Origin of the sequence: Enterococcus sp. DIV1298c, assembly GCF_017316315.1 — a bacterium.
GTDB lineage: Bacteria > Bacillota > Bacilli > Lactobacillales > Enterococcaceae > Enterococcus_B > Enterococcus_B mangumiae.
Window position 1 is genome coordinate 36,210 of sequence record NZ_JAFLWG010000042.1, and the last position, 13,144, is coordinate 49,353.

The 13,144-nt window shown below is 38.8% G+C and carries 12 protein-coding genes; 4 read left to right on the forward strand and 8 right to left on the reverse strand.

Annotation, left to right across the window (positions count from 1 at the left end):
- Positions 1 to 14: 14 nt before the first annotated feature.
- The 6 genes from topA to JZO83_RS10285 all read right to left on the reverse strand — a co-directional run bounded on the left by topA (position 15) and on the right by JZO83_RS10285 (position 8,463).
- The gene (topA, locus tag JZO83_RS10260) at positions 15 to 2,093 is read right to left on the reverse strand and encodes a type I DNA topoisomerase (protein WP_207115677.1); all 2,079 of its coding nucleotides are present in this window, start codon (positions 2,091 to 2,093) and stop codon (positions 15 to 17) included.
- 127 nt (positions 2,094 to 2,220) lie between these two features.
- Entirely contained in the window at positions 2,221 to 3,078 is an 858-nt protein-coding gene (gene dprA, locus JZO83_RS10265) for a DNA-processing protein DprA (protein WP_207115678.1), read from the reverse strand.
- Between the two features lie 55 nt (positions 3,079 to 3,133).
- A complete protein-coding gene (locus tag JZO83_RS10270) occupies positions 3,134 to 3,901 on the reverse strand; it encodes a ribonuclease HII (RefSeq protein ID WP_206857502.1) in 768 nt (255 codons plus the stop codon).
- On the reverse strand, positions 3,894 to 4,754 hold the full coding sequence (gene ylqF / locus JZO83_RS10275; RefSeq protein ID WP_206857504.1) for a ribosome biogenesis GTPase YlqF: 861 nt from the start codon (positions 4,752 to 4,754) through the stop codon (positions 3,894 to 3,896). The genes JZO83_RS10270 and ylqF overlap by 8 nt, the downstream gene beginning before the upstream one ends.
- Positions 4,755 to 5,249: 495 nt before the next feature.
- Positions 5,250 to 7,031: a beta-galactosidase family protein gene (locus JZO83_RS10280; RefSeq protein ID WP_207115679.1), complete on the reverse strand. Its 1,782-nt coding sequence runs from the start codon at positions 7,029 to 7,031 to the stop codon at positions 5,250 to 5,252.
- 91 nt (positions 7,032 to 7,122) lie between these two features.
- On the reverse strand, positions 7,123 to 8,463 hold the full coding sequence (locus JZO83_RS10285) for a PTS transporter subunit EIIC (RefSeq protein WP_207115684.1): 1,341 nt from the start codon (positions 8,461 to 8,463) through the stop codon (positions 7,123 to 7,125).
- A 164-nt stretch (positions 8,464 to 8,627) separates the two neighbouring features.
- Between JZO83_RS10285 and JZO83_RS10290 the strand changes: the two genes are divergently transcribed.
- On the forward strand, positions 8,628 to 9,485 hold the full coding sequence (locus JZO83_RS10290; RefSeq protein ID WP_206857515.1) for an AraC family transcriptional regulator: 858 nt from the start codon (positions 8,628 to 8,630) through the stop codon (positions 9,483 to 9,485).
- A gap of 96 nt (positions 9,486 to 9,581) precedes the next feature.
- Here the strand turns inward: JZO83_RS10290 and JZO83_RS10295 are convergent, their stop codons facing one another.
- A complete protein-coding gene (locus tag JZO83_RS10295) occupies positions 9,582 to 10,352 on the reverse strand; it encodes a phosphotransferase (protein ID WP_206857524.1) in 771 nt (256 codons plus the stop codon).
- Between the two features lie 224 nt (positions 10,353 to 10,576).
- Here JZO83_RS10295 and JZO83_RS10300 point away from each other — a divergent pair, with 224 nt between their 5' ends.
- Complete coding sequence (locus JZO83_RS10300) at positions 10,577 to 10,921, forward strand: DUF3788 family protein (RefSeq protein ID WP_206857526.1); 345 nt, start codon at positions 10,577 to 10,579, stop codon at positions 10,919 to 10,921.
- A gap of 132 nt (positions 10,922 to 11,053) precedes the next feature.
- Here the strand turns inward: JZO83_RS10300 and JZO83_RS10305 are convergent, their stop codons facing one another.
- Positions 11,054 to 11,686 carry a helix-turn-helix transcriptional regulator gene (locus JZO83_RS10305; RefSeq protein WP_207115680.1) on the reverse strand — a complete coding sequence of 211 codons (633 nt, stop codon included), beginning with the start codon at positions 11,684 to 11,686 and terminating at the stop codon, positions 11,054 to 11,056.
- A gap of 210 nt (positions 11,687 to 11,896) precedes the next feature.
- Here JZO83_RS10305 and JZO83_RS10310 point away from each other — a divergent pair, with 210 nt between their 5' ends.
- Both JZO83_RS10310 and JZO83_RS10315 read left to right on the forward strand, forming a co-directional pair.
- Positions 11,897 to 12,376 carry a hypothetical protein gene (locus tag JZO83_RS10310; RefSeq protein ID WP_207115681.1) on the forward strand — a complete coding sequence of 160 codons (480 nt, stop codon included), beginning with the start codon at positions 11,897 to 11,899 and terminating at the stop codon, positions 12,374 to 12,376.
- 87 nt (positions 12,377 to 12,463) lie between these two features.
- Positions 12,464 to 12,862 carry a VOC family protein gene (locus JZO83_RS10315; RefSeq protein ID WP_207115682.1) on the forward strand — a complete coding sequence of 133 codons (399 nt, stop codon included), beginning with the start codon at positions 12,464 to 12,466 and terminating at the stop codon, positions 12,860 to 12,862.
- The last annotated feature ends 282 nt before the right edge of the window (positions 12,863 to 13,144 follow it).

The following is a 13,144-nucleotide window of genomic DNA, read 5'->3' on the forward strand; positions in this document are numbered from 1 at the left end:
CTCTTCTCATTTCTTTATTTTTGCACATCTTCTTCGTAATCACCATTCGTACAAACGACTTGTTTACCGCCTTTGACTTTTTTCTCGACTAGATAATGATCACATTTCGGACAATTTCTGCCGATTGGTTTTTCCCATGACGTGAATTCACATTCAGGGAAGCGAGAACAGCCATAGAAAAGACGATTTTTCTTGGATTTACGTTCGATGACTTGTCCTTCATGACAAACTGGACAAGTGACTCCGATCTCTTTAACGATCGGTTTGGTATTACGGCAATCCGGAAAATTACTACATGCATAGAATTTACCATACTTCCCTAATTTTATCACCATAGGATGCCCACACAAATCACAATCAAAGCCAGCTGGTTCATCTTTGATCTGGATTTTCTCGATTTTTTCTTCGGCATTCGATAATTCTTTTTCAAATGGTTTATAAAAACGATCGACGACTTCGATCCACTCTTCTTTTCCTTCTTCGACTTTATCCAAGTCATCTTCCATTTCAGCTGTGAAATGGATATCCACGATTTGCGGGAAGAATTCGCAGATCAACGAATTGACGATTTCTCCTAATTCAGTCGGTTCAAAACGTTTTTGTGTCAATTTCACATAGTAACGTCGTTGAATCGTATCTAATGTTGGCGCATAAGTCGATGGACGACCTACCCCATTTTCTTCCAACGCACGGATCAATGTCGCTTCGCTATAGCGAGCAGGCGGTTGAGTGAAATGTTGTTTCGGTTCGATATCGACCGATTGCACTGTATCGCCTTCTGCTAACTCTGGTAAAATATTTTCTTTGTCTTCTTTCCCATCGTCGCGACCTTCAACGTAGACTTGCATAAATCCTTTGAACTTGATTTTTGAGCCGTTCGCAATGAATCTGACATCATTTTGTTCCAACGTCACTTTCATCGTATCTAAGACAGCTGGTGTCATTTGACTGGCAACAAAACGTGACCAGATCAACGTATACAATTTTAATTGGTCTTTATCCAAGTATTGTTTCAAGTCATCAGGTGTACGCAATGCACTTGTCGGACGGACCGCTTCATGGGCATCTTGTGCGCCTTTAGAATTTGCTGCTTTACGTTCTGAATGACTCGAGAATTCTTTCCCATAAGTTTCTTCGATAAATGTTGCGGCTTCCGCTTTTGCAGTGTCAGCGATCCGTGTGGAATCGGTACGCATATAAGTGATCAACCCGATCGTTCCTTGCTTCCCGAGTGAGATTCCTTCATACAACTGTTGCGCGACCATCATCGTTTTACGTGTTCTGAAATTCAGTTTACGTGCCGCTTCTTGTTGCAGGCTACTTGTCGTAAAAGGATTCGCTGGGTTTCGCTTGCGTTCTTTCTTTTCAACTTTTGTCACAGCAAACTCTTTGCCAGTGATACGATCAGTCACTTCTTTTACAGTTTCAGCATCAGAAAGTTTTTTCTTTTTCCCGTCAACTCCCCAAAAGTTCGCTTTGAATTTCTTGCGTTCTTTCTTAAAGTTTCCGTCAATACTCCAATACTCTTCCGGTGTGAAATCACGGATTTCTTTTTCGCGTTCAATGATGATCTTCAATGCGATCGATTGGACCCGACCAGCACTCAATCCTTTCTTCACTTTACGCCATAAGATCGGACTAATCGAATAACCAACGATACGGTCAAGCGTTCGACGTGCTTGTTGCGCATCAACAAGATCCACATCGATCGAACGTGGCTCTTTAAATGCCGCCTTGACTGCATCCTTGGTGATTTCATTGAAGACAACCCGATTCTTATCGTTTAGATCCAAGCCTAATAAATAGGCCAAATGCCAAGCAATTGCTTCCCCTTCTCTATCCGGGTCACTTGCGAGGTAAACTTTTTGTGCTTTTTTTGCCGCTGCTTTGAGACTCTTTATCACATCGCCTTTACCTCGAATCGAGATATAATGCGGTTCATAATTATTTTCAAAATCGATCCCCATCTTACTCTTAGGTAAGTCACGAATATGTCCTACACTAGCCATTACTTTATAATTACGGCCAAGATATTTTTCAATCGTCTTGGCTTTTGCAGGTGATTCTACGATCACTAAATATTTATATGCCATTCCTGAATGGACTCCTTTCCATTTTCGGGTTCCTACTATATATATGCCACAAGGACTTTTTACAAATCGTAGCTTATCATATCCATTCAGAAAACGTTTGTCAAGGAAAGCAATAATAAATCAATCGTTATGATTCCAATTCATTCAGGATATCTTGGCCCGAAAATGTACATATTGCTCCATCTTGGATCAATTGGTGACAGCCAGTCGATTGTCCTGTCAAAATATTCCCAGGGATAGAAAAAATTGGTCGTCCGATCTCTAACCCTTGCTCTGCGGTAATCAGCGATCCGCTTTTTGCTCTTGCCTCAATCACGCAAATCCCTTGTGACAAAGCAGCAATCAGTCGGTTTCTCATTGGGAAATGAAATTTTTGAGGACGCGCATCTGGTAGAAACTCACTCAATAAAAGATGATTACGCGCAATCTCTCGTTGCAGTTGTTGGTTTTCTTTCGGATAACTCTGGTTGATGCCAGTACCGATCACTGCGATCGTCCTACCTGATCGACGCATCGTTACTTGATGCGCATAAGTATCCACGCCTTTTGCACAACCGCTAACGATCACATAGTGTTGATCGATCACAGGGGCAAGAACTTCTTCAACTATTTTTTTCGCGTACCCAGAAGTTTCTCTACCCCCAACAACAGCAATCATTTTTCGTTGCAACAACGAAAGGTCTCCTTGGTAAAACAAGATGATCGGAGGATTTGCCAAGTGAAGCAGTTGGGGAGGGTAAATCGGATCAAGAAAAGTTATGTACGGGTTCCCTCTTATTACTTGCCGCCACGTATCGTTGATCTGCTGCCAATTTTCATAAAATTGCTCTTTTGAACGATGGAAACGAATGACTGTCAGTATTTCATCGATCGAAAGCCACGCTTTCTTCTCCACCAATAGATGCTGGATCACAAGCCATTTTTGTGGTCCGCTCAGACCTTTGACCAGTGCTAATTTTGTAATAAATTCATTGTGAAAAATCATAAAGCGCCACCTTTTCTAATCTTTTTAATAAGATACGTGAAAAGCGGCGCATTGTTTATGATAAATATTGTTTGACTGGTGCAAAGCTTTTACGATGGATCGGTGTAATACCGTGTTGCGCTAATCCTAAGAGATGCTCTTTGGTACCGTAACCTGCATTTTTCGCAAAACCGTAGCCAGGGTATTGTTCCTCATATTCCTTCATCAATCGATCACGATAGACTTTCGCAATAATACTTGCAGCTGCGATCGAGATCGAGCGAGCATCCCCTTTGATCAGTTTATTTTGTGCAATCGGTAAATCTAACGTCATTGCATCGATCAATAAATACGTAGGTTGAGGGGTCAATTGTTTCACCGCTTCACACATCGCTAATTTACTTGCTTCGTAAATATTGACACGATCGATCGTCTGTTCATCGATCACACCGATACCGATCGAGAGAGCTTTTTCTTGGATCTGTTCGTACAATTCTTCCCGCTTTTTCTCCGAAAGTTGCTTTGAATCATTCAAACCATAGATCGAAACATCGTTAGGTAAAATAACTGCTGCGGAGACAACAGGACCAGCTAACGGACCTCTGCCGACTTCATCGATGCCAGCAATCAGTTGATGCCCTTGTGCGTACCCTTCTTTTTCATAGAAAGACATCGTTTCATATTTTTCTCGGATCAGTGCTTCTTTTGCCAAGCGCTTTTCAAAAGAGAGCAACGCTTGCTGCACACCTTTTCGCTCATCCAATCTTAGTTGAGTGACCACTGGATCATCTAAGGTTGTGATTTGTTTCAGTCTTTCTTTGATGCTTTGGATGGATTCACTCATGCGTAGTCTCTTCCATTTCCTCACAGCGATCCAAAGTATAGCGGCCTAGTTTTCCTTGGCGAATATCAAAGACCACTAGCTCGCTCCCACGGTCATAATCATCTCGATACCCTCTACGTTGCGTGATCGTCATCAAAAGTTCAGGTGCGATTTGTTGCTCTTCTTCTGGTGACAATCCATAACGTTCACTGATTTTATTTGGGTAGTAACGGGCAAAGAAATCCAAACCGTAAATCGCTAGATCATCAAGGTGGACCAATTGATCTTTGATCGCGCCAGTCAATGCTAATTTCTTCCCGATTTCCTCATCTTCAAACTTAGGCCATAAAATCCCCGGTGTATCTAAGAGTTCTAATTCACTACCTAAACGAAGCCATTGTTGCCCTTTCGTCACACCAGGTTTATTTCCTGTCTGCGCGATTTTTTTACCAACTAATCGATTCATCAAGGTCGATTTCCCTACATTGGGGATACCTAAGACCATCGCGCGGATCGCTCGAGGTTTGATCCCACGAGCTGCATCTCTTTCCCGCTTTTCTTTCAGTGCTTCTTTTGCAGCAGGAATCAACGCCTTGATTCCTTTACTTTCCTGTGCAGTGATTGCTAAGGCTTGATGTCCTTGTTTTCTAAAATATTGTTGCCATAATTTTGTTTGTTGTGGATCGGCTAAATCTGCTTTGTTCAACAGAACAAGTCTTGGTTTTTGTTGAATGATCTGGTCTAGCATTGGATTACGTGAAGATAAAGGCAAGCGTGCATCGACTAGTTCAAAAACGATATCGACATACTTCATTTTTTCTGAAACTTCACGTCTGGCTTTCGCCATATGCCCTGGGAACCATTGGATAGTCATTTCTTTAAGGCCACTCCTTTCATATCAAGGTTTTAAGAGCGTTTTTCCCATAAATCCAAGTAACGTGTAACTGGGAGAACGATGGATAACTTATCTTTTCCATAAAATAAAAAGATTATCCCTGAACAATCTCTTATAACCAAGTATCTTTCGCATTTTACCATAAATCAGTTAAATAGTGAATATCTGCCATCTTTCCCTTCATGCAGCAAGCTTCCCCCTGATCGTTTGACCATTCCCACGATTCATCCTCAAGTAATCCGTAGAATCAGCTATACTACGTTCTAAGCGCAGCTATGTTTTAAGGACTAGAACTTTTAAAAAAGAAAAAACACGTAGTTTCTTGTCTACGTGTTTCCAGCAATGTCATATATCTTTTTTTAAACGTCTTTCCATCCAAATATATAAGAGTTAGTTGGTGTTATCCACTCCATAGCCTCGATAAAGTCAAAAGGAGAAGGACACATTCCCTAGTTGAAACCCTAACGTTCAAATTTACTTTTTGCTGATCATTGGTTGCTCACAAAAGATAAGTTCCTTGATCTCTACCCCATCGGTTTCAAAAATCACGATTTCGTTTGATCCTTTTTTCAAAAATTCTTTTGGGCAATACAAAGAATGGATCGGGCCATTTTGCCAATACCGTCCTAGATTGATGCCATTGACGATCACTACACCTTTACCATAATCACTACAATCGATAAAAGTATCACTAAGGGTTTCCAACGCGAATTCAACCTGATAAAAAGAAGGTTGTGTGGCATTTTTATTTGCTGTGTAATCGATTTTTTGTAGTTGCTCTTCGGACAACGTCAACGCATATTGCAAATATCCTTGATGGAAATGGATGTCGTGCATGATTCCACCACGTATGCCCTTTGCTTGCGTAGGACTATTTAATTTGAAGCCATAGTTTACCCGACCTAAGTTTTCCACTAAAACGTCCAGTTCAATCCACTCTGTCTCCGGCATATCATTGATCATTATTTCTTCGCCGAGCGTTTCTTGATATTGGATTGCTTGTAGCCTGCCGTCAACGAAAATATGCAAACGATCACCGGCGTCAACGACTTTTAATTTGTTTTCATGATGATAGTTTTTGATACTGGCTGAATAAAGTATGTAGCCATAGCCAGTACCTGCTTCTTCCATCGTTAATGGATATATCGTCTCTTGTGGTGGCATGATCTGATCTTTGATTGCGAGTAACGATACACTGTTGGTCACTGGATAAGTTCCTAATGTACCGAAAACCTTCTTGCGAGGCTCAGCTTGCCATACTTCAGGACAGACTTCTTTAATCGCTCTTTGCACATGGAAATATTTCTCAGTTGGCTCACCAGCTTCGGTCAATAAAGCATCATAGTCATAACTTGTTATTTGCGGCAAATCAAGAACCCCACGAGCGGAACAACCATTGTAAAAACCAAAGTTAGTTCCTCCATGAAACATATAAAGATTCAAAGAACCTAACGTCAACATCTCTTTGACTTCATTCGCTAGCTCTTGCCCGTCACGCTTGATGATCGGTTCGCCCCAACGATTGAACCAGCCATCCCAGTATTCCATGCACATTATTGGCCAATTTTTCTCATGCTTTGCCATAAATGCTTTCATCACTGCAACATTTTCTTTGGAATGACTTCCAAAATTTCCAGTCACGAATACATCCTCTTCAATCAATGTACCCGCATCCAATGCTTCTTCCCATGCCCCGTCTGAGGTAAATAACGGAACATCGATCCCAAACTCTTCCATCAATTGCTTAGTTTGGCGCAAGTATTCTTTTTCCATCCCATAAGAACCGTACTCATTTTCGACTTGCATCATGATGACTGGTCCACCATGAGTCACCTGTAGAGGTACTAATTTGGGCAAAAGTACACTGAAATAGGTGCGTACTTTTGCCATGAAATGTGGATCAGTCGAGCGTAATCGTCCTTTTTCTTTCAAGAGCCATGCTGGTAACCCACCGAATTCCCATTCGGCACAAATGTAGACGGATGGTCTTAGGATGACCATCAAGCCCAGTTCTTGTGCCAATGACACAAAAGCAACGATATCTTTCATCCCCTCAAAATCATAGACCCCTTCGATCGGTTCATGTAAATTCCAAGGAATATAAGTTTCTACCGTGTTCGCACCGAGAGCTTTCAAATTGTATAAACTGTCTTCCCACTGTGCCGGTGTCATTCGAAAATAGTGGATCGCTCCACTGATCAATTTTACTGGTTTTCCATCAAATAAAAACTCTTCTTGTATCTCAAACATTTGCATATTTACTTCTTTCTGGTCAAAATTTCCATTTTTTAATTTAAAAAGTTACTTTTGCACTTGGGTGATTTGTTTATTTATCAAGCAACTAAAATTATACAGCTTCCTTATCCGCCATTTTGACAAATGGTAAATAGATCAGAGTAGCTAAAGTTAAGTTTACAAGCGATAAGACAATGGCTCGCCAATCAAAACCGGTTGAAAAGAAGCCATATAAAACAGGGGGCATGACCCACGTGACATTCTGTGTCACTGGAGAAACCCAGCCTAGATCAGTTGCTAAATATGCCACACTAGACATTACAGCTGGACAAAGAATGAAAGGAATAAACAAAAGTGGATTCAATACTGTAGGTAGTCCATACATCACTGGTTCCCCAATATTGAACAGACATGGAGCAACGCCTAACTTAGCCACTTCTTTGTAATGACCATTTTTTGAGAACCAAAAAATAGCGATCAACAAACCTAACGTCGCATACCAAACATATGAACCATATGAAGCACTTGTCCAAACATATGGAATTGGTTCATTGTTTTGGAAAGCTTCTAAATTAGCTAGCAAAGCGACGCCAAACACGCCCTCCATGATCGGTGCCATCACATTTCCACCGTGAATACCAAAAAACCAGAAAAATTGCGTCAATACAGCGACTAACACTACAGCAAAGAAGCTTTGCGATAAACCTAGCAATGGCGTTTGTAAAACTCTATAGATCCAATCGATCAGTAACGAGCCAGTGATTTGGCTGAAGAAATAAGTGATAACACCAACTACATATAAAGAAACAAGAGCCGGAATGATCGATAAAAAAGGTTTGGCAATCGCAGGAGGAACTGTCTCTGGTAATTTTATCGTCCAATTTTTCCCCATTAATTTACAGAAAACAATCGAGGAAAGAAAACCTACGATTATCGCTGTAAAGTATCCATTTGAATTGATTTGCGCACCAGGCAGTAAACCTGTGATCGTCACATTCAAGTTATTTCCTGTTACTGTTATGCCATCGATCCCTTTAAATAGACTTGAAAGATCAGCATCCCCAGTATTCGTTAGACTATAAGTTGAAGTCATAGAATTTCCAATCGAAATAATAAAGGCCGATAAAGCAACTAAACCAGAAGATAATGTATCGATATTATATATTTTCGCAATATTTACACCTAAACAATAAATAAAGAGTAAAGCAACAACTGAGATACTTCCTTTAAACACTAAACTATTGATATCCACCCACCATTGGAACATCGCTGTGATATTTTCTAAATTGAATTGACTAGGAATGTCAACTAAAAATGCATTGATCAGTATAGCAATCGAACCTGTCATTACTACAGGCATCGTTCCTATAAAAGAATCTCTAAGCGCAACTAAAAATCGTTGGTTACCAATTTTAGTCGCAATGGGTAAAATTTTATTCTGAATCCCATCCATTATTTTACTACTCACTCTATTCACCACTTTCAAAAATATAAAAAAACATGTTGGAAGCGCTATCCACGAAAAGAGTATACATTCGAATTGAACTTTTGAACATGATATTTTATACTTAAAACATGGAATTTTCTTCATAAATGATAATTTAAAGGATGGAAGTAATGGAAGATTTTTGGTACCATAGTCAATCAATTGCAACCCCTATTTCGCTCTCTCAATGCGGATATGAATCTTACCAAGCAAACTCTACTGTTCGCAGGTATACTGTTCAGCAAAAATGGATATTTCATTATGTCTTATCTGGCAAAGGATTCTTAGAAGTAGATGGACAACATTATGAACTAAAAAAAAATAATGTTTTCTTCTTTTTCCAAGGACAAAAAGTGAGATATTATACAGATAAAGCACAGCCATGGACACTGATTTGGTTAGGTGTTCAAGGAGAAAAAATTTTCGATTTTCTAGACGAAACAACACTCGTAAATAAGCATACCGCAACCTTAACTGATGATATGACGAGCAATATAAAAAAAATCATGCTAGAGATCATACAAGATAACAGAGAACAGATCGATGAATCTGAGTCTTTAAAAGAGCTTCGAAATACAGCCGCTTTATATGATTTTTTGTACCGGATCAAAAAGACTTTTTTACTACCTTCTTTAAACACAAATAGACCTACTGAGGTTAATATTGTTGATTACATAAATAATCATTATATGGACAATATTTCCCCGCTAAACATCGCTGAACATTTTAATATAAGTTATAGCCAATTGTACAAATTATGTATGTCTAAATTTCATTCGAGCCCTAAAAAAATAATCACTAACCACAGAATGAGAGTCTCTGTCGATCTACTACTCGATTCTGATGCAACCATCAAAGAAATCGCGCACAGGATTGGCTACAAAGATGAGTTTTTGTTTTCAAAAACTTTTTCCAAAAACATGGGTTACTGTCCTTCCAAATTCAGAAAACTAGATAAAGAGCAATTGAAAAATATTCGATTTAAATGAACGTGATTTCTAAACGACTTCAACCAGGCGGCACCCACCAATATTCGTGGATGTCGCCTGGTTACTCGAGTATGCTTCTTCAAGCAAGTTCATCTTTTATTTTCTTTGTAACTCTTTTAAAATCTTTTCCTCATTTTCTAGCAACCAATGAATATCTTGTTCATATTTTTTTGTATGCCCATCTTGAATATTTGTTTGAAAATTTGCTTCGCCACTTTCGGCTGCATAAGTAATGAACGCAATCATATAAGCGAGGCGTTTGACCATCGTAGGAATCAAGTCTGGATAGGCAGATTCATGAAGGCCATAAGCTTCAATAAATTTTTTCAACCGAAGACAAGCTTCGTCCGTGATCAGGGTTTCTTGTGCCGACTCCAAAGGTACCCAACGATAGGCACCATAGCTCACATCCCAAATTCTTGAACCGGGAGCTATTGTGTCAAAATCAATGATACCAATGGCTAGACCATTTTCTGTTGTCACATTATATGGAGCAAAGTCATTATGGCACATCACCTCAGGCTCCCCGAATGACTGGAGCATCCATTTTTCTTCCCCGCTCAAAAAAGCAAGATAGGCTTGATTTTGATCGTGAAAATTTCTTAGCAATCGCCCTGCGGAACAAATAGCAGCATCCGTCAACAGTTGTGGTGGTAACGGATAGTCATAGACCTCACCAGCCAGATAAGAAACCACTTCATTTCCTTGTTCATCATAGCCATACGGTTCTGGGACATAATCTACACCTTTTTCTCTCAGATACCTTAAAAACTTTTGAACATCCTCTGACCAAACTTTTTTTGGACGAATCACATGCTCTTCTTGGATAACTACACCGTCACGTCCTTTTGGTTTCTTTTCGATCATCTGAATCCTCACTTTCAGCTCTTTTAATCAGTTTACCATATTGATTCCCCTATATATTTGAAAAACATGCGAATGGACGATGGTTTTTCAAATGATCTCTCATTTGTTATAATCATTTTAAGAAATCGTTTACATTAAAACGAAAGAAGCTGACTCTTCTATGCAACGACTGAGTTAATTTCTGAAGATCTCTCTACTTAATAAATAAAAAAAGGAGAAAGTATATGCTTAATTACGAAAACTTTGATAAAGAAACTCAACCTACAGAAGCTGAAATCAAGGAATTTACCGATCCCGAGCTTTTTTCGAAACTAAATGAGTACCTGACTGAAGGATATAAGATCAAACCCAAGTATGCTTACTCAAACTGTAGAATGGACAAAAATATTTGGCGAGGTTGGAATATCAAATACCGCAAACATGGTAAAATACTTTGCACCATTTACCCTCAAGCAGGATACCTTTTGGTTCTGATCCCTGGCCGTTCCTTTGAAGTTCGTGATGAGAAAGTTTTGGAAGAAGCAAAACTGGCAGTCATTCAGCGTTATGAGGAAATAAGCACAAAATGATCCTATCCTGACATCGACCAAAAAACTCTGCATAATCTAAAAAAGCAAGTTTCGTGCAGTGATTGAATCAGCGATCACTTCACGAAGCTTGCTTTTCTAACTAAATTTTTTCACTAGTACTTGATATTTTTTCTATTGTGCATGATTGATATTGACTTTTTTTACTCTTGTAAAATTGCTAAGGTCGATCTCAACAAGACCGTCGTGATCGACTCCATGCTTGCTGATCTCAGAATTTTGCATTTTATAAATATCCAAGTTGACTTCTCCCAATTGCTCACTACCATCTACGTAGTAACCTGCATAGTGATTTTCATCCGGTAAATCAAAGACGATCGATAATTTTTTATCTGATAGATTGATCTCTTTAATATCTTTTTTGTTGAAAAGCACCACTTCACCAGATGTAGTCGTCTTTGCTTGAGCCCATTCGATTTTGGGTTGATTCGTCATAAAATACAAAATCCCCATTGCCAAAAAGATCGCAAAACAAGTTGATATGCCGACCACCATTTTCTTCAGTCGTCGTTTCTGTTTCAGCTCCGATTCTACTGCTTCCTCAATCGCATCTGTATTCTCTAGTAGTTCATCTAAAGAAACAGCTAAAAGTGCCGATATTTCTACTAAGGTATGTATATCTGGATAGTTTCTACCTATTTCCCAATTTGAGATCGCTGATCGACTGACATTCAATTTTTTTGCCAAATCTTCTTGAGTGATCCCTAACTGTTTTCTTTTTTCTTTTAAGATTTTTCCAAACTCCATTTCATCTCCTCCTTCACTCTATCTAACATTTAACCATTTAATAAAAAAACTTGAAAGATATTTCTAGTGTCTAGTATGATCTTTCGAAAAAATCGGATGCCACAATCTGTGACACACGTTAAAATAAGGTTTTTCTGGTTGAAATCTAGCAGTTTGACGCTTATCATTTAGTAGTAAACGTTTACCAAAAAATAACATCAAGGAGAATTTATGAGAAAACTATTCTTAACACTAATGCCTCTTTTATTTTTTTACGGATCAATGATAGGCCCCTCTGTTTCTGCCAATGAATTAGTGAGTCCACCAGAAAACGTCGAAATGCAAACGGAGGTCATGTTGTACAATTTGACTCCTGCGCTTACAAGAGGTACCAGTTTACCAACAGCCAATTGGAATGTCGCGTCATCAGGTAGAAATACGATGTCTGGCACTTATAGTGGCGGATATTACCTTTATTCTAACTACAATATCTTAGGTAAGAATACGTATAATTATTACTTCCATAACCAAGGTCGTGGAACATTGGAAATTCGAATGAGAAACTCAGTGAACCATGCGGTCTTAAAAACACACTTTGTTTCCTCTGGTTCTACAATCACTAGTAGCCTAAATATGACGGACCGAAATTCAAGATTCTACTACGAATTTTACAGCACAGTTGATTATGTTTTTTCTGGATATGTCCAGTAAGAAAAGAGTCTCTTCCCCAAGCTGAATCTTTTGACAACGCTTACTTATCGGCGCATGATAGAGGAAAATTGAAAGGAGCTGTATCAAATGGACACAATGGTTTTTGTCAATTTCCCTGTACATGATGTTAGTCGATCAGTCGAATTTTACACTAAACTAGGATTCAAGCAAAACAAAGAATTTTCAACTGAGGATGCTAGTGCAATGGTTTGGAATGACACATTTTGGATCATGCTCTTGACACATGACTTTTACAAAAAATTCTTGAAAGATAAAGATATCGCAGATACAAAGAAAACAAGTGGCGCACTGATTGCTTTTAGCTTAGCTAATGCCGCTGAAGTCAAACGTTTTGGTGAAATCGCAAAAGAAAATGGTGGTAGCTACCATACAGTTGATATGGGGATGCCTGAGGAAGAAATGTTCTCCCTCGAAGTCCAAGATCCCGATGGAAACACGTTGGAACCAATGTGGATGAATATGTAAAACAGAAGAAGAGCCTTATTTTGATGTATATAGCGGTTCAAAAAATTAGATTTTTTTAGTCTAACTTTTTGTGGATCATTCATTATATCGACAAAACTAGGCTCTTTTTTGATATTCATCTATTTTATCTTTAGGAATCTACCTTTCTTTGGTTCGATTCTATTCGGGTAATATAATAAAGGAACTGAATATTTTTTTAGTCATTTTTTTTAACTCATAATTGACTTTTATTTTTAAAACTTTTATTTTACGTTAAATTAAAAACGATAGTACAATAATCAT

Excerpts from the sequence above, each read along its gene's own strand:
- JZO83_RS10315 (WP_207115682.1), top strand. The coding sequence starts at position 12,464 with ATGGACACAATGGTTTTTGTCAATTTCCCTGTACATGATGTTAGTCGA.
- JZO83_RS10295 (WP_206857524.1), bottom strand. The coding sequence starts at position 10,352 with ATGATCGAAAAGAAACCAAAAGGACGTGACGGTGTAGTTATCCAAGAA.
- JZO83_RS10310 (WP_207115681.1), top strand. The coding sequence starts at position 11,897 with ATGAGAAAACTATTCTTAACACTAATGCCTCTTTTATTTTTTTACGGA.
- JZO83_RS10305 (WP_207115680.1), bottom strand. The coding sequence starts at position 11,686 with ATGGAGTTTGGAAAAATCTTAAAAGAAAAAAGAAAACAGTTAGGGATC.
- JZO83_RS10290 (WP_206857515.1), top strand. The coding sequence starts at position 8,628 with ATGGAAGATTTTTGGTACCATAGTCAATCAATTGCAACCCCTATTTCG.
- ylqF (WP_206857504.1), bottom strand. The coding sequence starts at position 4,754 with ATGACTATCCAATGGTTCCCAGGGCATATGGCGAAAGCCAGACGTGAA.
- JZO83_RS10300 (WP_206857526.1), top strand. The coding sequence starts at position 10,577 with ATGCTTAATTACGAAAACTTTGATAAAGAAACTCAACCTACAGAAGCT.
- topA (WP_207115677.1), bottom strand. The coding sequence starts at position 2,093 with ATGGCATATAAATATTTAGTGATCGTAGAATCACCTGCAAAAGCCAAG.
- dprA (WP_207115678.1), bottom strand. The coding sequence starts at position 3,078 with ATGATTTTTCACAATGAATTTATTACAAAATTAGCACTGGTCAAAGGT.
- JZO83_RS10270 (WP_206857502.1), bottom strand. The coding sequence starts at position 3,901 with ATGAGTGAATCCATCCAAAGCATCAAAGAAAGACTGAAACAAATCACA.
- JZO83_RS10280 (WP_207115679.1), bottom strand. The coding sequence starts at position 7,031 with ATGCAAATGTTTGAGATACAAGAAGAGTTTTTATTTGATGGAAAACCA.
- JZO83_RS10285 (WP_207115684.1), bottom strand. The coding sequence starts at position 8,463 with ATGGATGGGATTCAGAATAAAATTTTACCCATTGCGACTAAAATTGGT.